The sequence below is a fragment of the Pseudosulfitobacter pseudonitzschiae genome, assembly GCF_900129395.1.
In the GTDB taxonomy this organism is placed as follows: Bacteria; Pseudomonadota; Alphaproteobacteria; order Rhodobacterales; family Rhodobacteraceae; genus Pseudosulfitobacter; species Pseudosulfitobacter pseudonitzschiae.
Genome location: NZ_FQVP01000002.1, coordinates 303,619 through 321,604 on the forward strand (window position 1 = coordinate 303,619; position 17,986 = coordinate 321,604).

The following is a 17,986-nucleotide window of genomic DNA, read 5'->3' on the forward strand; positions in this document are numbered from 1 at the left end:
TGTCCCTTGTGGCTATCTGGCCGCGCTGGCGCGGAATGCAGTTTCGCATCTCGAAACTGTGCGCCTGCACGCAAGACAGCCGAACCGGAGGAGAGCCCAGTCATGAGCGACAAGATTGCATATTCCCGTCATGGTGACATCGCCGTGCTGACGGTACAGAACCCACCTGTCAACGCACTGAGCCAGGCCGTACGCCAGGGCCTGTGGGACGGTATGGACCGCGCCGAGGCCGATGATGGCGTCAAGGCTGTCCTGATCGTCGGCGAAGGGCGCGCGTTTTTCGCAGGCGCGGATATCACCGAGTTTGGCAAGCCGCCGATGGAACCGCACCTGCCCGTCTTGATCAACCGCATCGAGGCGTCGCCCTTGCTGGTGGTCGCGTCGATGCATGGCGTCAGCCTTGGTGGCGGGCTTGAGGTTGCATTGGGCTGTCATTACCGCATCGCGGTGCCATCCGCCCGTGTCGGTCTGCCCGAAGTGCACCTTGGCCTGATCCCCGGTGCCGGCGGCACCCAGCGTATGCCCCGCCTGACCGGCGTCGAGGCGGCATTGGACGTGATGACCACAGGCCGTCAGGTCAAGGCTGATGAGGCCGCCAAACTGGGCCTGATCGACGAGGTCCGCGACGGCGACCCCAAACAAAACGGCATCGACTATACACAGTCGCTGCTGGATGTCGGCGCCCCGCGGCGTCCCGTGTCCGAGATGGAAACACCCGCCGCGATCGACTGGGATGGCGCGTTCGAGGCCATTCTGGCCCGTGGCCGTGGCCAGATTTCCCCCGCATGGTGCGTGCGTGCCGTGCAGGCGGGTGTCGAGAAACCCTTTGCCGAAGGTCTGGCCGCCGAGCGCAAGATCTTCATGGACCTGATGGCCACGGACCAGCGCCAGGGCATGATCCACGCGTTCTTCAGCGAACGTGCCGTGGGCAACCTGCCCGAGCTGAAAGGCGTCGAGCCCCGCGCGCTGCAGCACATCGGTGTGATCGGTGGCGGCACCATGGGGGCGGGCATTGCCACGTCGGCCCTGCTGTCGGGCTTTCAGGTGACTTTGCTGGAAATGACGCCGGAAGCCGGCGAAGCCGCACACAAGCGCATCGCGGGCAACCTGAGTGGTGCCTTGAAGCGGGGCAAGATCAGCCAGGACAAACACGACGCGATCCTGACCAGCATCCTGACGGTCGTGACCAACTATGACGCGCTGTCCGATGTCGATCTGGTGATTGAGGCGGTGTTCGAGGAAATGGCGGTGAAGAAAAAAGTCTTTACCGAGCTGGACCGCGTTTGCAAACCCGGTGCAATCCTTGCGTCGAACACCTCCTATCTGGACGTGAACGAAATTGCCGCCTGCACCAAGCGTCCCGAGGACGTGATCGGGCTGCACTTCTTCTCGCCTGCCCACGTGATGAAGCTGCTGGAGATCGTTGTGGCCGACAAGACCGCGCCCGACGTGGTGGCCACCGGCTTCGAGCTGGGCAAGCGCATGGGCAAGATCAGCGTGCGCGCAGGTGTGTGTGACGGGTTCATCGGCAACCGCATCCTGTCGACCTATCGCACCGCCGCCGACCACATGATCCTGGACGGCGCGTCGCCTTACGAGATCGACAAGGCGCTGGAAGATTTCGGTTTCGCCATGGGCCCCTTTGCCGTGGCCGACCTTGCCGGTCTGGACATCGGTTGGGCCGTGCGCAAACGCAAACGCGCCGAGGGCATCGACCCGCGCGCGCGCGACAGTTCCTATGCCGACAAGCTGTGCGAAGACGGCCACTTTGGCCAGAAGACCGGCAAGGGCTATTACGACTATTCCGCCGGCGCCAAGGCACGCGTGCCGAACCCGGACGTGATGCCGTTGATCGAAGAAGAACGCGCCAAACAGGGGATCACCCCGCGTGATTTCACCTCGGAAGAGATCGTGCGCCGTTACATGGCCGCGATGGTCAACGAAGCGGCCAAAGTCGTGGGCGAGGGCATCGCCCGCCGTCCGCTGGACGTGGATATGACGCTGCTCTTTGGCTACGGCTTCCCGCGCTATCGCGGCGGTCCGCTGAAATGGGCCGACATCGTGGGTCTGCCCGAACTGCTGGCCGACATGAAGGAATACCAGAAAGAAGACCCGTACTTCTGGCAAATCGCGCCGCTGCTGGAACAGCTTGTGGCTGAAGGCAAGACATTCGACGACCTCAACAAGGCCGCTGCGGCCTGATCCCGAGAAGGAGACCGGATATGGACCTGAGCTATACCGACGAAGAACTGGCATTCCGCGACGAAGTCCGCGCTTTCATGCGTGACGAGCTTCCCAAGGAAATGTCCGACAAGATCCGCCTGGGCGAAGAGCTGGGCAAGGAAGGCCAGGAAAAATGGCACGCCATCCTGAACGGCAAGGGCTGGCTCGCGCCCAACTGGCCGAAGAAATTCGGCGGGGCCGAATGGAACGCCGTGCAGCGTCACATTTTCGAGGAAGAGGCCGCCGCACACCACGCGCCGCGCATCGTGCCGTTCGGCCTGTCGATGCTGGCGCCGGTGCTGCAAAAGTTCGGCTCGAAAGAGCAACAGGATTACTGGCTGCCGCGCATTCTGGACGGCTCTGACTGGTGGTGTCAGGGCTATTCCGAGCCGGGCGCCGGGTCCGACCTTGCCTCGCTGAAAACCCGTGCCGTGCGGGATGGCGACCACTATATCGTCAACGGTCAAAAGACATGGACGACGCTGGGCCAGCACGCCAACATGATCTTCTGCCTGGTGCGCACCGACCCCGACGTGAAACAGCAAGAGGGCATTTCCTTCCTGCTGATCGACATGAACACCCCCGGCATCGAAGTGCGCCCGATCATCCTGCTGGATGGCACGCACGAGGTGAACGAGGTGTTCTTTGACGATGTCAAAGTGCCGGTCGAAAACCTTGTTGGCGAAGAAAACAAGGGCTGGACCTATGCCAAGTACCTGCTGACCCACGAACGCACCAACATCGCGGGCGTCGGGTTCTCGCAGGCTGGTCTGAACACCGTCAAACGTATTGCCCGCGCCGAAATGGCCGGGGGCAAGCCGTTGATGGCGAACCCGCATTTTGCGGCGCGCGTCGCACAGGTCGAGATTGACCTCAAGGCGATGGCAACCAGCAACATGCGCATCATCTCGGCGGCGGCCGCGGGTGGCGCGCCGGGCGTCGAGGCGTCGATGCTGAAGGTCAAGGGCACGATCATCCGTCAGGAAATCAACGATCTGGCCCGCCGGGCCGTCGGCCCCTACGCGATGCCCTTTGCCTCGGAGGCGATCGAAGGCAGCAACGAAGCCTTGCCCGATCCGCACGAGGCCGGTCCGGTCGCGGCGCAATATTTCAACAATCGCAAGCTGTCGATCTTTGGCGGCAGCAACGAAATCCAACGCGGCATCATCGCGAAGGTCATGATGGGAGGCGGCAAATGAACTTTGAGCTGACAGAAGAGCGGCAGATGCTGCAAGACAGCCTGCGGCGTTACCTGCGGGACAAGTATACGACAGCCACACGCAACGAGATCCTCGAAAGCGCAAACGGCATGTCCAGTGAGGTCTGGGCGCAACTGGCCGAACTGGGCGTGATCGGTGCGATGTTCACCGAGGATCAGGGCGGCTTTGGTGGCGCGGGTTTCGACATCGCCGTGGTGTTCGAGGAACTGGGCCGCGCGGGCGTGGTCGAGCCGTTCATGGACAGCGCGCTGATCGGGGGCCGCATCCTGGCCGCCTGTGACAAGGCCGACCTGGTCGAAGAGATGATCGGTGGCGGCCTGCAACTGGCCGTGGCCCATGGAGAACCGACCAGCCGCTATGACCTGAACCATGTGCGCACATCGGTCGATGGCGGCAAGCTGAACGGGCGCAAGGCCGTGGTGATGAACGCCGAAAACGCCGACCATCTGATCGTGTCGGCCCGTGCCAGCGGCGACGTGGCGGACGAGGCCGGCATCTCGCTGTACCTTGTCGCCAAGGACGCGGCAGGTCTGACCATTCAGGGCTATCCCCTGCTGGCCGGTGGCCGCGCGGCCGAGGTTACCCTGGACGGTGTCGAGGGTGAACTGCTGACCGAAGACGGCTTTGCCGTTCTGTCGGACGTGATGGCGCTGGCCACTATGGCGCAATGTGCCGAAACGCTGGGTGCGATGGACACGGCAACCCGCCTGACCAACGACTATCTTGGCACGCGCAAACAGTTCGGCCGCCCCATCGGCACCTTCCAGGCGCTGGCGCACCGCATGGCGGACATGCTGATCGAAATGGAACAGGCGCGCAGCGCAGTCATCAACGCGGCGGGCAACCTGAACGAAGACACCCGCATTCGTGACATGAACATTTCGGCGGCGAAAAACCTGTTGGGCCGCGCCGGTCGTCTGATCGCCGAGGAAGCGATCCAGATGCACGGCGGCATCGCCATGACGCAGGAATACGAACTGGCCCACATCGCCAAGCGTATCATCATGGCCGATCACCGCTTTGGCGACACGGACCACCACCTGGAACGTTATATCGCGCTGAGTGCTGCGTGATATGACGGACGGGCCGGGAATTATCCGCAATGAAACGGGCGCTCAGACGCTCTTGGGGTATGTGGTTGATATTTCGGCCAATGATGGAATAGGACGCTGCGTGCTGGATATCGGCGCGCAGCACGGCAACCGCCACGGTGCGTTGCACGGCGGCATCATCGCCTGCATTCTGGACAATGCAATGGGCTATGGCGCTGCGATGCATTCGTCCAAGGACGGCAGCGACAAGTTCCTGACCATTTCGATGAACACGCAATTCATCGCACCCGCGCTGAAGGGCCGCGTGACCGCCACGGGCAAGGTTACCGGCGGCGGACGCAACCTGATGTTTCTCGAAGGCGAATTGCACGATGAGGACGGGCGCCTGCTGGCCACGGCCACCGGCGTTTACAAGAAAGTGCGAGAGGCGCAGTCATGAGCGATCCATATCTTGAAGATGCGGGCGACCGTCTGATCGTCTGGAACGGCAATGCACATATGCGTGGCGCGCTGTCGCCCGAGCTGTATGCGGTGATCACCGAAGCTTTCGCCAAGGCGCAAGAGCCGCGCATTCGGGCGGTTGTGCTGACCTCGACCGGCGGGTTCTTTTGTGCGGGCGGCAACCTCAACGTGCTGATCGCGCGGCGTGACATGGCCGAGGACGCACGGCGCGACAAGATCGACGAACTGCACGACCTGATCCGCCTGATCCGCAGCAGCCCGGTGCCGGTGATCTGCGCCGTCAAAGGCGGTGCGGCAGGTGCGGGCGCGTCCATTGCGCTGGCCTGTGACATGATCGTGGCCGAGGAAGGTGCGAAATTCACCGCCTCCTACGTGAACGCAGGGCTGGTGCCGGATGGTGGCCTGACTGCGCATCTTGCCCGAATGGTCCCGCGCCAGCTGGCGATGGAGATGTGCGTGCTGGCACAGCCGGTGACCGCAGAGCGGATGCAGGCGCTGGGTGTCGTCAGCCAGCTGTGTGCGGCGGATGATGTGGTGCCGCAGGCGCTGGCCATCGTGGACCGCATCGCCAAAGGCCCCCGCGTGGCCCAGGGGCGCATCCGCGAGATGGTCGCGCGTGCCTATGATCAGGACGAGGCCGCGCAACTGGATATGGAACGCGACGGCATGGCCTGGGCCGCAGGCGCGGATGAAGCTGCCGAGGGCATCGCGGCCTTCCTTGAGAAACGCGCGCCGGAGTTTGGCACATGACCGCACGGGTCGAGGACTATCTGGCAACGCAGGTCGCCACCCGCCCGGATGCACTTGCGTTCGACGACAACACCGGTGTCTCGGTGACCTATGCCGAACTGGACGCTGCCGCCGATGACATCGGTGCACGGCTGACCGGTCTGGGCGTGGTCGCAGGCGACCGCGTGCTGATGCTGTCCGAAAACTGCGTGGCCGCCGTGGCGCTGCTGTTCGGCGCATGGAAGATCGGCGCAACTGTGGTGCCGTTCAACGCACGCCAGACGGCCGGCGAAGTGCAAAAGGTCATCGACCACGCCGAACCCAGCGCACTGGTCTGCACCAGCGCTGCCTCACCGGATGCAGCGGCCCATGGCGCACGGTTCGGCGCGGTCGAGGCGACGGGACCTTATGGCGCGCTGTCGTTCGCGGCGCTGGACGGCGGCACACCGGACGCGACCAGCGACGTGGCGGTTCTGCTTTATACCACGGGTACCACCGGCACGCCCAAGGGCGTAATGCTGACCCATGACAACGTCCGCTTTGGCGGGCTGACCTCGTCCAACCTGCGCAACATGACACCCGACGACGTGATCTATGGCGTACTGCCGATGACCCATGTGTTCGGCATGTGCTCGGTCATGGCGGCGGCGGTCTATACCGGCGCGCCCGTGCGGCTGGCGGCGCGGTTCGATGTGGCGGCGACCTACGAGGCGTTGAAATCGGGTGTAACCCTCTATTCCGCCGTGCCGCAGATGCACGCGCTGTTGATGGCCTACACGCGCAAGATGGGCTACACGCGGCTGGACAGCCCGACGCTGCGCTATGTCTCGTCCGGGGCGGCCCCGCTGGACCCGGCATGGAAACGTCAGGCCGAAGCGTTCTATGGCGTTGCCATACAGAACGGCTATGGCATGACCGAAACCAGCGCAGGCACCGCGGCCACGACCAACGCCATCGGCGATCCTGACATTTCGGTCGGCCCCGCCTTGCCGGGGGTCGAGGTGGCGCTGGATATGGACGCGCCCGGATCGGGCGATGGCGTGGGCGAGGTGATCACCCGCGGCCCGCAGGTCATGAAAGGGTATTACAAGAACCCAGAGGACACTGCCAAAGTGCTGTCTGCCGACGGCTGGCTGCATACCGGTGATCTGGGGCGCATCGACGAAAAGGGCCACCTGCACATCGTGGGCCGCTCAAAAGAGCTGATCATTCACGGTGGCTTCAACGTCTATCCGCCCGAGGTCGAGGCGGCGCTGAACGATCACCCGCAGGTGATCCAGACGGCGGTCATCGGGCACAAGGTGGACGGCGACGAAAAGGTGCTGGCCTTCTGCCAGGTGGCCGACGGCGACGATGTCAGCATTGAAGATCTGCGCGCATTCGCCGCCGAGCGGCTGGCGGGCTACAAACGGCCCAGCCAGATCATCCTGGCGTCGTCCTTGCCCGCGGCGCCCACGGGCAAGATCCTGAAACACAAGTTGCTGGAAGCCTTTGCCGATCAGATCGGCTGAGGCCTCGGGTCTGTCTCAGGCCCAGACACCTTCGGCGGCGGCGCGGATGGCGCGGATGTTCTCGCCGTAGGGCGCGGGGTTCTGGACCGAGCCGCCCTTGAACACGGCAGAGCCTGCGACCAGCACATCGGCCCCCGCCTGCGCCACCAGTGGCGCGGTCTTGGGGTCGACGCCGCCGTCGATCTCGATGTGCACGGGCCGGTCACCGATCATGCTGCGCAGGGCCTTGATCTTGGTGGTCATGTCGATGAACTTTTGCCCGCCGAAACCGGGGTTTACCGTCATCACACAGACCAGATCGACCATATCCATCAGGTCTTCGACCGCCGACGCAGGCGTGCCGGGGTTCAGCGCGACACCGGCCTTGCACCCCGCCGCGCGGATCGCTTGCAGGGTGCGGTGGATGTGCGGGCCTGCCTCGATATGGGCGGTCAGCACGTCGGCACCGGCCTGCGCGAAAGTGTCGATATAGGCATCCACCGGCGAAATCATCAGGTGCACGTCCATCACGCCCTTGATGTGGGGCCGGATCGCCGCACAGGTGGCTGGGCCAAAGGTGATGTTGGGCACGAAATGCCCGTCCATCACGTCCACATGAATCCAGTCCGCGCCCTGCGCCTCGGCGGCGGCGCATTCAGCACCGAAGTTGGCGAAATCGGCGGCAAGGATGGAAGGGGCAATTTTGATCGCGCGGTCGAAGGTCATGGGGGCAGCCTTTGGGTGTTGGGGTCGGGCTGTCTATAGCGGGCCGTGCTGCCTGTGAAAAGTGCGGGAGCCTCCGGCGGGAGTTTATTTGGCAAGATGAAGGGTCAGGTTTGGTAATAATCGCGGTACCACGCGACGAAGGCGTCGATGCCGGTCTGGATCGGCGTGGCGGGGCGTTTGCCGGTCAGGGTTTCCAGCAGGGTCGCGTCGGCCCATGTGGCGGGGACATCGCCGGGCTGCATGTCCTTGAAGTTGATCTGCGCCTTGGTGCCACAGGCCGTTTCTATCGCGGCGATGAAATCCATCAGCCTGACCGGCGCGCCGTTGCCGATGTTGACGATGCGGTGCGGGGCGACGGGGCTGAGGCTGTCGCCGGCCACCGGATTGTCCCGTTCGGGCACCGCGTCGATCAGGGCGCTGATCGCGGCGGTCAGGTCGTCGATATAGGTGAAATCGCGCATCATGTCGCCGTGGTTGTAGACGTCGATGGGTTGGTTGTTCAGGATCGCGCGGGTGAACTTGAAATGCGCCATGTCGGGGCGGCCCCATGGTCCGTAGACCGTGAAGAACCGGAACATGGTGATCGGCAGATCATACAGATGCGCATAGCTGTGGGCCATGTTCTCGGTTGCCTTCTTGGTGGCGGCATAGAACGACATCTGGCTGTCGACCTTGTCGGCCTCGGTATAGGGCATCTGGGTGTTGGCGCCGTAAACGGAGGAAGTCGACGCCAGCAGCATGTGCGCGGGCGGAACGGCGCGGGCGGCTTCGAGCAGCTCGAAGGTGCCGACGAGGTTCGCCTCGACGTATGAACGCGGGTTGTCGATGGAATACCGCACGCCCGCTTGCGCGGCCAGGTGGATGACCGCATCGGGGCGGTGTTGGTTGAAAAGGTCCAGCAGCACGCCGCGCGTCTCCAACCGTTCGGTCACCGCCGAGAACCCCGCACTTTGGTTCAGCATCGCGTGGCGGCGTTCTTTCAGCGTGACCTCGTAATAATCGGTCATCGCGTCCAGCCCGATCACGCGCCAGCCCTGATCCAGCAGGCGGCGGGCGGTAAAGTAGCCGATGAAGCCGGCCGAGCCGGTGATAAGTGCAGTGCGTGTCATGGGGCGACCTTGGCTCAGGGCGGGTGCGATTGCCAGCGTCCGCAATTAGTTTGACAATCAAATTTAGTCGAGGTCAGGATGCGGCAAGGGAGATTTGCTATGTATATCGGTCTGGATCTGGGCACATCGGGTGTGCGCGCGCTTTTGGTGGACGAGGGCGGTGCGCCATTGGGCGCGCAAGAGGCGCATTATCAGGCGGCGCACCCCGCTCCGGGCTGGAGCGAACAGGATCCGGCAATGTGGGTGACGGGATGCCGGACGGCGCTGGCCGCGTTGAAGGCGGCGCATCCTGCGGAGTATGCCGCTGTGCGCGGCGTCGCGGTGGCGGGGCACATGCACGGGGCGGTTCTGCTGGACGATGCGGGCGACGTGCTGCGGCCTTGCATCCTGTGGAACGACACGCGCAGCCATGCCGAAGCGGCGGCGCTGGATGGCGCAGACGCGGTGCGCGACATCAGCGGCAATATCGTCTTCCCCGGGTTTACCGCGCCCAAGCTTGCCTGGGTGGCCGCGCACGAGCCGGATGTGTTTGCCCGCGTGGCCAAGGTGGTCTTGCCCAAGGATTACGTCAGCCTTTGGATGACGGGCACCTGCGCCAGCGAAATGTCGGATGCGGCAGGGACCGCGTGGCTGGACGTGGGCGCGCGGGACTGGTCCGACAGGTTGCTGGAGGCGGGTGGGATGCGCCGCGACCAGATGCCCGCGCTGTATGAAGGCTCTGGCGTGATCGGCCCGCTGCGCGATGCGCTGGCGGATGAACTGGGCCTGCCGCGCGGGGTTCAGGTGATTGCGGGGGCGGCTGACAACGCGGCGGCGGCGTGCGGTGTCGGCGCGCTGCACGAAGGCGCGGGTTTCGTGTCGCTGGGCACATCCGGTGTGGTGCTGACGGCGCGGGACGGATTTGCGCCGGATGCGGCCAGCGCGGTGCACACGTTTTGCCACGCGGTGCCGGGACGGTGGTATCAGATGGGGGTGACGCTGGCCTGTACCGACAGCCTGAACTGGCTGGCCCGGATCACGGGGCAGGGGCCAGCGGCGTTGACTGCGGCCTTGGGTGACACGGTGCGTGCGCCGGGCAGCTTGCGGTTCTATCCCTATCTCTCGGGCGAACGCACCCCGCACAACGACGCTCAGGTGCGGGGCGGTTTCAGCGGCTTGGACATCGCCCATGACGTGCCGGACCTGACCCGCGCCCTGCTGGAAGGTGTCAGCTTTGCCCAAGCCGACAGTTTGATGGCGCTGCGCGCAACAGGGGCCGATCCGCAAAGCCTGCTGGCGATTGGGGGCGGTGCCGCATCAAGCCACTGGGTGCAGATGCTCGCCAACACGCTGAACCTGCCGCTTGAGATCCCCGCGCGGGGCGAGTTCGGCGCTGCCCTGGGGGCTGCGCGGTTGGCGATCTGCGGCGTGACCGGCGCCGATCCGGTGGCCGTGATGACCAAGCCCGAGATTGCACGGACGGTCACACCGGACGCATCGCTGGTTGACGCATTTGCCGACGCGCATCAGGCTTATCGCGCAGCCTTTTCCGGTTTGAAAGCATTGCAGTGACGGGGTGAACGAACATGGGAGGCAGGGTTTTCAGGATCACGGGCCGCCTCGCGGCGCTGGCGATATGGGCAGGAGCCGCGCTGGCCGGTGACCTGCCTGCACCCGATGCCGAGTTTCCCGTGGCCGACATGCCGCAGGTCGAACTGGGGCGGTTGTTGTTCTACGATCCCATCCTGTCGGGGGGCCAAACCGTCAGCTGTGCCACCTGCCACCATCCGCGGCTTGCCACGGGCGACGGGCTGTCGCTGGGACTGGGCGACGGGGGCCATGGGCTGGGACCTGCGCGGATGGTTGACCCGCAGAACCTGCCCACCCACCGCATTCCGCGCAATGCGCCCGCGCTGTTCAACGTCGGTGCGCTGGAATACCGCTCGTTCTTTCATGACGGTCGGCTGGAGCTGGACGAGACCCGGGCGGGCGGCATTCGCACGCCCTTGGGAACCGAGATGGAGCAGGGCTTTGCCAGCCTGCTGAGCGCGCAGACCATGTTCCCGGTGTTGTCTGCGGACGAGATGGCGGGCCACTTGGGCGAAAGCGATGTGTCCAGGGCGGTGCGCCAGGGGCTGATGACCGGGCCGGGCGGGGCCTGGGACATCCTGGCACAGCGGGTGGCGGGCTTTCCTGAATACCGCGCGCGATTTGACGAGGTCATTGGCGCAAAGCCGGTGCATTTCACCGATATTTCTGATGCAATCGCAGCCTTTGTCGCCTTCGAATGGCGGTCTACGGACAGCCTTTTTGACAAATCGCTGCGGGGCAAGGCGGAGCTGACGCAAGACCAGAAATTCGGGCGCGACCTGTTTTACGGCAAGGCGGGATGCGCCACCTGCCATTCCGGCCTGTTCCAGACCGATCATGATTTCCATGCCATCGCCATGCCCCAGATCGGACCGGGCAAACGCGCGATCTTTGAAAGCGGCGCGGCAGACGAGGGGCGGATGCTGGTGACCGGTGATCCTGCGGATGCGTTCCGCTTCCGCACGCCGTCGTTGCGCAATGTGGTGCACACTGCGCCTTATGGACATGCGGGGGCCTATGCGCAGCTTGAGGATGCCATTCGCCACCACCTGAACCCTGTCAAACACCTGACCGAATACGATCCGGCGCAGGCGCTGCTGCCGGACCTGGTGGGGGTGGTGGACACCACCGTGATGGATGACCCTGCCGAGGTGGCCCGCATTGCGGCTGCCAACGAGCTGCCCCCAAGCGCGCTGAGCAACGGGCAGGTGCAGGCGATCATTGCCTTTCTGGGTACTTTGACGGATCAGGACAGCCTTGACGGGCGTCTGGGCGTGCCCGCGACGGTGCCCAGCGGCCTGCCGGTGGATCAGTAGGCTTCGGGTGCTGCGCCGGGGCGCAGGCGATAGCGTTGGTTGGTTTGCACCGTGGTCCAGCCCGAGGCGGGCGCGTTGGGCCACAGCACGCGGACCTGTACCGAGGACGCCCCGCCCAGCCCGAAGTGCTGCGGCGCATCCGACCCGCCCCCGTGGCCGCCACCCACAACCAGCTCGCGCGATTGCACCGACGTGCCGTCGTCCACCTCGATCCACGCGCCGATGGCGCGGGTGTTGATGTCTGGCTGGTGCAGGTCCAGCGACAGCCAGTGGCCGGTGTCGGTGCTGGTGTTGTGCCAGACTTCCATCGGCGCGCGGCGGTTGACCACGGCCAGATCCAGCAGACCGTCGTTGTCCAGATCCACCAGCGCCGCCCCGCGACCCCGATGCAGCGACGCGACGCCCGCGCTCAGCCCGGCCTCGGTGAACGTGCCATCGGCCTGCGCGATCAACAGGTTGTTGGGGTCGTCCATCGCCATCCCCGGCATCTGCTGCACATTGCCCTTGGCGATAAAGGCATCGTCGCGCCCGTCGTTCTGCACGTCACCGAATGCGATGTGCCATCCGGTCGAGGGACGCCCGTCACCACCCGTGTAGGGGCGGTGCGCCGTCGATCCGACCTCAAAGGGCACATCCACATAGCCCGGCCCGTCACCCGTGGGCCGTTGCAGCCGCTGATCGCCCATCGAGCTGAGGAACACCTCGTCGCGCCCGTCGCGGTCCAGATCGCGGGTGGCAATGCCCATGCCCCAGATGTGATGTTCGCCCCAGCCGTCGGCTTCGGTGTACAGGCGCGGTTCGGGTGACATCTGCCACAATTGCTCGGCTCCGCCGGTGACATAATAGTGCCGGTCGTTCGACAGCCGCAGGTCGGCCTGCCCGCTGCGCGACCAGTCGGTGAACAGCGCCGACAGCGGGCAAAATCCGGGCTCCAGAACGGTCTGCGTCCAACCGTCTCCATCGGGCCGCCACAGGCTGTTGGTGTCGCAGGCCTGAAATGGCCCGTCGGGATTGCTGCGGTCAACATAGTGTCCCATGGCCAGCGTCGGGCGGGTCTGGCCCTGCTCCCACGTGGCGGAAAAGGCCGTGGTCCATTTGTCGGGAAAGGCGATCATGCCGGCAGGCGCAAAGCCGCAGGCCCCGTCGCCCAGCCAGATCTGGTCAGGGCCGACGCGCAGCAGCATCAGGTCCAGGTGGCCATCGTTGTTGATGTCCAGCGCATAGACGCCGGTGGTGCCGCTGACGGACAGATTTTCCATACGCAACCGTATGTCGCCATCGCTTTCGTTGATAAACACAGCCGCCGGAGTGCTGCCGCCCGCCGCCGCCAGATCGGTGCGGCCGTCACCGTTGCAGTCAAAGGCCGTCAGGCCACCGCCCACGAAATGTTCCCACCCACCGTCGTATTGGTGATGCGGCACCGGGACGGGTGTGAACAGCGGCTCGGCTTGCGCAGCGCCCGCGCACAGGAGCAGAATAACGCTAAGCCGCATCGACACGCCCCTCGCGCGCGGCACGTTCCTGAACAAACTCCAGCGCATAGGCTGCCGCACCCCGCGCCCACATCAGGTTGCCCCATTTGTGGATCACCACCTCGGGCGGGGCGGCGTCGACCTGAACGATGGACTTGCGCATTTCTGCAATGACTTCATCAGCATAGAGATAGTCGAACTGCATCTGCTCACCGGCAAGGATGATCAGCTCGGGGTCGAAGATATTGACGATATTGGCCAGTCCCATCGCAAACATCCGCCCCGCGCGCGACACGATGGACGCCGCCGTGGGATCGCCCGCCTCGGCCGCGCCGAGCAGCCGCGCGATTTGTCCGGACAGGGACGTGTCAGGGCCAAGGGCGGTGTCCGCCTCGCGCAGCAGGGCGTATTCGGCCACGTAAGCTTCCAGACAGCCGCGCTGCCCGCAGCGGCACAGCGCCCCTTCAAGCTGTACCTTGGTGTGCCCGAACTCCGCGCCGCAGCCGCGCGTGCCACGGTAGATCTCGCCGCCCAGAATGATGCCCATGCCGACACCGGCCTCGATGGTGACCACGATGAAATCCGACCGCCCACGCCCCAGGCCAAATGTCTTTTCGGCCATGGCCACAAGGTTCGCGTCGTTGTCCAGGTAGGTCGGCACGCCCATGCGTTCCGTCAGCATTGCCGCGAAATCCACGTTGCGCGCATTCAGCGAGGGTGACCAGTGCACCGCACCCGCACCTGCGTCGATGGTCCCGGCAAGCCCGACACCCACGCCCGAGATCTGCGCGGTTTCTGTACCGATCTTGGCGGCCAGTGCAGCCACCGCGTCACCGATGTAACCGGCAAGCGCCTCCGGACTGTGACGCCCCGCGCCCAGTGGCACCTCGTGTTCGGCCATCTGGCTGCCCTCGAAATCCATCAGCACCAGGGAAATCCGCGACCCCGACACTTTGACCCCGGCCACCAGATGCGCCGCCCCCGCAATTTTCAGATCCACGCGCGGGCGACCACGGGTGCCGGCAGCGCCATCCTCGCGGGGGATTTCCTCGATCAATCCGTCGCGCAACAGGTCGGCGGTGATGGTCGTCACCGTCGCGCGGCTGATTCCCGTGCGTTCTGCCAAGTCGATGCGCGGGATGCGTCCCTCTTGCGAAATTTCACGCAACAGGATCAGGCGGCTGTCTTCGCGTTGGTGTCCAAATGCCATGCTATCTGTCGCTTTTCCAATGGGTTGCGCGGGAAATCCGCTGCGGTCTCAGGGGCAGAATGCCGTTGTTTTCAAGGCTTGTCCAATTTAATTTGCTTTCCGAATTTAAATGCATAATGATGATCGCAACCACCTGCACCCCGTGCCGCAGTTGGGCAAAAGTCTTGGGAGGACACAATGAAATTTATCAAAACGGTTGCCTTGGCGGCGACAATGACCGTGACGGCAGTCGCCGCATGGGCGCAGGATGTGACGGTCGGCGTGAGCTGGTCGAACTTTCAGGAAGAGCGCTGGAAAACCGACGAAGCCGCGATGAAGGAAGCCATCGAAGCCGCGGGCGCCAAGTATATTTCGGCAGACGCCCAGGCCTCGGCGGCCAAGCAGTTGACCGACATCGAGGCGCTGATCGCACAGGGCGCGACCGCGCTGATCATCCTGTCGGTTGACAAGGACGCCATCGGCCCCGCCATCGACCAGGCCGACAACGAAGGCATCCCGGTCGTCGGCTATGACCGGCTGATCGAAGACCCGCGCGCCTTTTACCTGACCTTTGACAACAAGGGCGTGGGCCGCATCATCGCCGAAAGCGTCACCGCCGTGCAGCCCGAGGGCAACTTTGCCATCATCAAGGGCGACAAGGGTGACCCCAACGCGCTGTTCCTGCTCGAAGGGATGATGGAAGTCATCGGCGCGGACGTGGACGCAGGCAAGATCAAGATCGTCGGCGAGGCCTTCACCGATGGCTGGAAGCCTGACAACGCACAGCGCAACATGGAGCAGATCCTGACCGCCAACGACAACAACGTCGACGCGGTTCTGGCCGAGAATGACGGCATGGCCGGTGGCGCGATTGCGGCATTGCAGGCACAGGGCCTGAACGTTCCGGTGGGCGGACAGGACGGCGACCACGCCGCGCTGAACCGCGTGGCACGTGGCACCCAAACCGTGTCGGTCTGGAAGGACTCGCGTCAGCTGGGCAAGAAAGCCGCCGAGATTGCGCTGGCCCTGGCCGACGGTACGGCGATGGCCGATGTTGACGGTGCCGAAATGTGGTCCGGTGGCGAGAAGGGCGTGGAAATGACCGCGATCTTTCTGGCGCCGACACCGATCACCAAGGACAACATCTCGGACGTGATCGACGCAGGTCATATCGAAAAAGACAAAGTCTGCGCGGGTGCGATGGACGGCGTCAAAGGCTGCAACTAAGCCGGAAGGGCACCGGCGTACATGCGCCGTCGGTGCCCTGTCATCTGATTTCATAACATTTTCAGCCTGATCCGCTGCGCAACCTGCGCATACGGGATCGGCTTACCTGACGGGTGCGGACATGACCGACACAAACGAACACAGCGCAACACGCAACCGGCCGGGACTGGTCCAGCGGTTCATGCGCGACACGGAACTGGACACGCGCCTGCTGGGCATGCTGGGTGCGCTGGCGCTGATCTGGGTGGGCTTTCACGTCTATGGCGCACTCAGCAACGGATTTGGCGCGTTCCTGACGCCACGCAACCTGTGGAACCTGTCGGTTCAGACGGCATCCATCGGGATCATGGCCTGCGGCATGGTGTTGGTGATCATCACCCGGCACATCGACCTGAGCGTCGGGTCGGTGCTGGGGTTTTGCGCCGTCATCATGGGCATCACCCAGGTGTGGTTCCTGCCAAAGCTGGTGGGACTGGAACACTGGAGCATCTGGATCATCGCCTGCATCGTCGGGATGATTGCGGGCACGCTGGTGGGGGCGATCCATGGCTGGCTGATCGCCTACCTGTCGATTCCCGCCTTTATCGTCACGCTTGGCGGCCTGCTGGTCTGGCGCGGTGCTGCGTTCCTGATCACGCGGGGCGAAACGATTTCGCCGCTCGACAGCACTTTCAAGCTGCTGGGGGGCGGGCCGAATGGCGCGGTCGGGGCCACTGGCAGCTGGATCGTGGGGATCATCGCCTCGATTGCGGTGGTGGCGTTGATCATCATGGGGCGCGCGCGGCGCAGGCGGTTTGATTTCCGACTGCGCCCGATCTGGGCCGAATGGTTCATCGGCATAATCAGCGTGGGTGCCGTGGTCGGCGCGGTGCTGCTGGTCAATGCCTATCCGTGGCCCACGGGCATCGTGCGGCGCTATGCGGCCGCGAATGACATCGAAATCCCCGAAGGTGGTCTGTTCATCAGCCACGGCTTTGCCATCCCGGTGCTGATCCTGCTGGCGGTGATTGTGGTGATGACCGTGGTGATGAACCGCACCCGCTTTGGCCGCTATGTCTATGCCATCGGCGGCAACCCCGAGGCGGCGGCACTGGCAGGCATCAACACCCGCTGGATGACGGTCAAGATCTTTGCGCTGATGGGGTTTCTCACCGGCCTGTCCGCCGTGGTGGCCTCGGCCCGGCTGGGGTCGGCCACCAACGCACTGGGTACGCTGGACGAACTCTACGTGATCGCCGCCGCTGTGATCGGGGGCACGTCGCTCAGCGGTGGGGTCGGCACCATTTACGGCGCGGTGCTGGGCGCGTTCGTGATGCAGTCGTTGCAAACGGGCATGGTGCTGATCGGCTTTGACGCGGCGGTGCAACAGGTCGTCGTGGGCGGCGTTCTGGTCCTTGCGGTCTATCTGGACAATCTCTACCGGAGGTCTTCGAAATGAGCAGTAAAACCAACACGGGCACGCCGCTGATCGACATGCGCGACATTTGCATCAGCTTTGGCGGGGTGCACGCGGTCGATCATGTGTCGGTCGACCTGTACCCCGGCGAAGTCGTGGGCCTGCTGGGCCACAACGGTGCCGGCAAATCGACGCTGATCAAGATCCTGTCCGGTGCCTACAAGATGGACAGCGGCGAGATCTACGTGAACGGCGAACGGGCCGAGATCCGCAGCCCGCGTGACGCACGGCGCTATAACATCGAGACGATCTATCAGACGCTGGCACTGGCCGACAATCTGGACGCCGCCAGCAACCTGTTCCTGGGGCGCGAGCTGACCTCGCCGCTGGGGCTGGTCGATGACGACGCGATGGAAAGCGAAGCGCGCAAGATCATGGCGCGGCTGAACCCGAACTTTCAAAAGTTCAAGGACCCGGTCAGCGCCCTGTCAGGCGGTCAACGCCAGTCGGTCGCCATTGCGCGCGCGGTCTATTTCAACGCGCAGATCCTGATCATGGACGAACCCACGGCGGCGCTTGGCCCGCACGAGACGCAGATGGTCAGCGAGTTGATCACGCAGCTGAAGGCCGAAGGCATCGGGATCTTCCTGATCAGCCACGACATTCATGACGTGATGGAACTGTGCGACCGCGCGTCGGTGATGAAGAACGGCAAGCTGGTGGGCACGGTCAATGTGGCGGATGTGACGGACGACGACCTGCTGAGCATGATCATCCTGGGCAAGCAGCCCGGCAAGGCGGCATAA

The 17,986-nt window shown here is 64.3% G+C and carries 15 protein-coding genes; 11 read left to right on the top strand and 4 right to left on the bottom strand.

The genetic code is table 11. The features are described from left to right. Window positions 1-102 precede the first annotated feature (102 nt). The 6 genes from BUC08_RS05820 to BUC08_RS05845 are packed head-to-tail and all read left to right on the top strand — an operon-like array spanning window position 103 to window position 7,197. Entirely contained in the window at window positions 103-2,202 is a 2,100-nt protein-coding gene (locus BUC08_RS05820; RefSeq protein WP_037924779.1) for an FAD-dependent oxidoreductase, read from the top strand. A gap of 20 nt (window positions 2,203-2,222) precedes the next feature. Then, a complete protein-coding gene (locus BUC08_RS05825; protein ID WP_037924782.1) occupies window positions 2,223-3,422 on the top strand; it encodes an acyl-CoA dehydrogenase family protein in 1,200 nt (399 codons plus the stop codon). Beyond that, complete coding sequence (locus BUC08_RS05830; protein ID WP_037924784.1) at window positions 3,419-4,516, top strand: acyl-CoA dehydrogenase family protein; 1,098 nt, start codon at window positions 3,419-3,421, stop codon at window positions 4,514-4,516. The genes BUC08_RS05825 and BUC08_RS05830 overlap by 4 nt, the downstream gene beginning before the upstream one ends. A gap of 1 nt (window position 4,517) precedes the next feature. Further along, window positions 4,518-4,934, top strand: a complete 417-nt coding sequence (locus BUC08_RS05835) for a PaaI family thioesterase (RefSeq protein WP_037925572.1) — start codon at window positions 4,518-4,520, stop codon at window positions 4,932-4,934. Beyond that, on the top strand, window positions 4,931-5,707 hold the full coding sequence (locus BUC08_RS05840; RefSeq protein ID WP_037924786.1) for an oxepin-CoA hydrolase, alternative type: 777 nt from the start codon (window positions 4,931-4,933) through the stop codon (window positions 5,705-5,707). Before BUC08_RS05835 ends, BUC08_RS05840 begins: the two co-directional genes overlap by 4 nt. Continuing rightward, on the top strand, window positions 5,704-7,197 hold the full coding sequence (locus BUC08_RS05845) for a class I adenylate-forming enzyme family protein (RefSeq protein ID WP_037924789.1): 1,494 nt from the start codon (window positions 5,704-5,706) through the stop codon (window positions 7,195-7,197). The genes BUC08_RS05840 and BUC08_RS05845 overlap by 4 nt, the downstream gene beginning before the upstream one ends. Window positions 7,198-7,212: 15 nt before the next feature. Here the strand turns inward: BUC08_RS05845 and rpe are convergent, their stop codons facing one another. Further along, the gene (rpe, locus tag BUC08_RS05850) at window positions 7,213-7,902 is read right to left on the bottom strand and encodes a ribulose-phosphate 3-epimerase (protein WP_037924791.1); all 690 of its coding nucleotides are present in this window, start codon (window positions 7,900-7,902) and stop codon (window positions 7,213-7,215) included. A gap of 104 nt (window positions 7,903-8,006) precedes the next feature. Beyond that, entirely contained in the window at window positions 8,007-9,011 is a 1,005-nt protein-coding gene (locus tag BUC08_RS05855; protein ID WP_037924793.1) for an SDR family NAD(P)-dependent oxidoreductase, read from the bottom strand. 99 nt (window positions 9,012-9,110) lie between these two features. Between BUC08_RS05855 and xylB the strand changes: the two genes are divergently transcribed. Beyond that, the gene (gene xylB, locus BUC08_RS05860) at window positions 9,111-10,562 is read left to right on the top strand and encodes a xylulokinase (RefSeq protein WP_037924795.1); all 1,452 of its coding nucleotides are present in this window, start codon (window positions 9,111-9,113) and stop codon (window positions 10,560-10,562) included. 14 nt (window positions 10,563-10,576) lie between these two features. After that, a complete protein-coding gene (locus tag BUC08_RS05865) occupies window positions 10,577-11,896 on the top strand; it encodes a cytochrome-c peroxidase (protein ID WP_037924797.1) in 1,320 nt (439 codons plus the stop codon). On the opposite strand, the gene BUC08_RS05870 is transcribed toward BUC08_RS05865, so the two are convergent. Further along, entirely contained in the window at window positions 11,890-13,389 is a 1,500-nt protein-coding gene (locus BUC08_RS05870) for a CRTAC1 family protein (RefSeq protein WP_037924800.1), read from the bottom strand. The two genes, BUC08_RS05865 and BUC08_RS05870, sit on opposite strands and share 7 nt — an antisense overlap. Further along, window positions 13,379-14,578, bottom strand: coding sequence for an ROK family transcriptional regulator (locus BUC08_RS05875; protein ID WP_037924802.1), 1,200 nt, complete (start codon window positions 14,576-14,578; stop codon window positions 13,379-13,381). Before BUC08_RS05875 ends, BUC08_RS05870 begins: the two co-directional genes overlap by 11 nt. 177 nt (window positions 14,579-14,755) lie before the next feature. Between BUC08_RS05875 and xylF the strand changes: the two genes are divergently transcribed. The 3 genes from xylF (at window position 14,756) to BUC08_RS05890 (ending at window position 17,986) form a co-directional block, all read left to right on the top strand. Further along, entirely contained in the window at window positions 14,756-15,784 is a 1,029-nt protein-coding gene (xylF, locus tag BUC08_RS05880) for a D-xylose ABC transporter substrate-binding protein (RefSeq protein WP_037924804.1), read from the top strand. Between the two features lie 121 nt (window positions 15,785-15,905). Then, window positions 15,906-17,222, top strand: a complete 1,317-nt coding sequence (locus BUC08_RS05885) for a sugar ABC transporter permease (protein WP_037924806.1) — start codon at window positions 15,906-15,908, stop codon at window positions 17,220-17,222. After that, window positions 17,219-17,986 carry an ATP-binding cassette domain-containing protein gene (locus tag BUC08_RS05890; RefSeq protein WP_037924808.1) on the top strand — a complete coding sequence of 256 codons (768 nt, stop codon included), beginning with the start codon at window positions 17,219-17,221 and terminating at the stop codon, window positions 17,984-17,986. The genes BUC08_RS05885 and BUC08_RS05890 overlap by 4 nt, the downstream gene beginning before the upstream one ends.

Excerpts from the sequence above, each read along its gene's own strand:
- BUC08_RS05820 (WP_037924779.1), top strand. The coding sequence starts at position 103 with ATGAGCGACAAGATTGCATATTCCCGTCATGGTGACATCGCCGTGCTG.
- BUC08_RS05825 (WP_037924782.1), top strand. The coding sequence starts at position 2,223 with ATGGACCTGAGCTATACCGACGAAGAACTGGCATTCCGCGACGAAGTC.
- BUC08_RS05830 (WP_037924784.1), top strand. The coding sequence starts at position 3,419 with ATGAACTTTGAGCTGACAGAAGAGCGGCAGATGCTGCAAGACAGCCTG.
- BUC08_RS05835 (WP_037925572.1), top strand. The coding sequence starts at position 4,518 with ATGACGGACGGGCCGGGAATTATCCGCAATGAAACGGGCGCTCAGACG.
- BUC08_RS05840 (WP_037924786.1), top strand. The coding sequence starts at position 4,931 with ATGAGCGATCCATATCTTGAAGATGCGGGCGACCGTCTGATCGTCTGG.
- BUC08_RS05845 (WP_037924789.1), top strand. The coding sequence starts at position 5,704 with ATGACCGCACGGGTCGAGGACTATCTGGCAACGCAGGTCGCCACCCGC.
- rpe (WP_037924791.1), bottom strand. The coding sequence starts at position 7,902 with ATGACCTTCGACCGCGCGATCAAAATTGCCCCTTCCATCCTTGCCGCC.
- BUC08_RS05855 (WP_037924793.1), bottom strand. The coding sequence starts at position 9,011 with ATGACACGCACTGCACTTATCACCGGCTCGGCCGGCTTCATCGGCTAC.
- xylB (WP_037924795.1), top strand. The coding sequence starts at position 9,111 with ATGTATATCGGTCTGGATCTGGGCACATCGGGTGTGCGCGCGCTTTTG.
- BUC08_RS05865 (WP_037924797.1), top strand. The coding sequence starts at position 10,577 with ATGGGAGGCAGGGTTTTCAGGATCACGGGCCGCCTCGCGGCGCTGGCG.
- BUC08_RS05870 (WP_037924800.1), bottom strand. The coding sequence starts at position 13,389 with ATGCGGCTTAGCGTTATTCTGCTCCTGTGCGCGGGCGCTGCGCAAGCC.
- BUC08_RS05875 (WP_037924802.1), bottom strand. The coding sequence starts at position 14,578 with ATGGCATTTGGACACCAACGCGAAGACAGCCGCCTGATCCTGTTGCGT.
- xylF (WP_037924804.1), top strand. The coding sequence starts at position 14,756 with ATGAAATTTATCAAAACGGTTGCCTTGGCGGCGACAATGACCGTGACG.
- BUC08_RS05885 (WP_037924806.1), top strand. The coding sequence starts at position 15,906 with ATGACCGACACAAACGAACACAGCGCAACACGCAACCGGCCGGGACTG.
- BUC08_RS05890 (WP_037924808.1), top strand. The coding sequence starts at position 17,219 with ATGAGCAGTAAAACCAACACGGGCACGCCGCTGATCGACATGCGCGAC.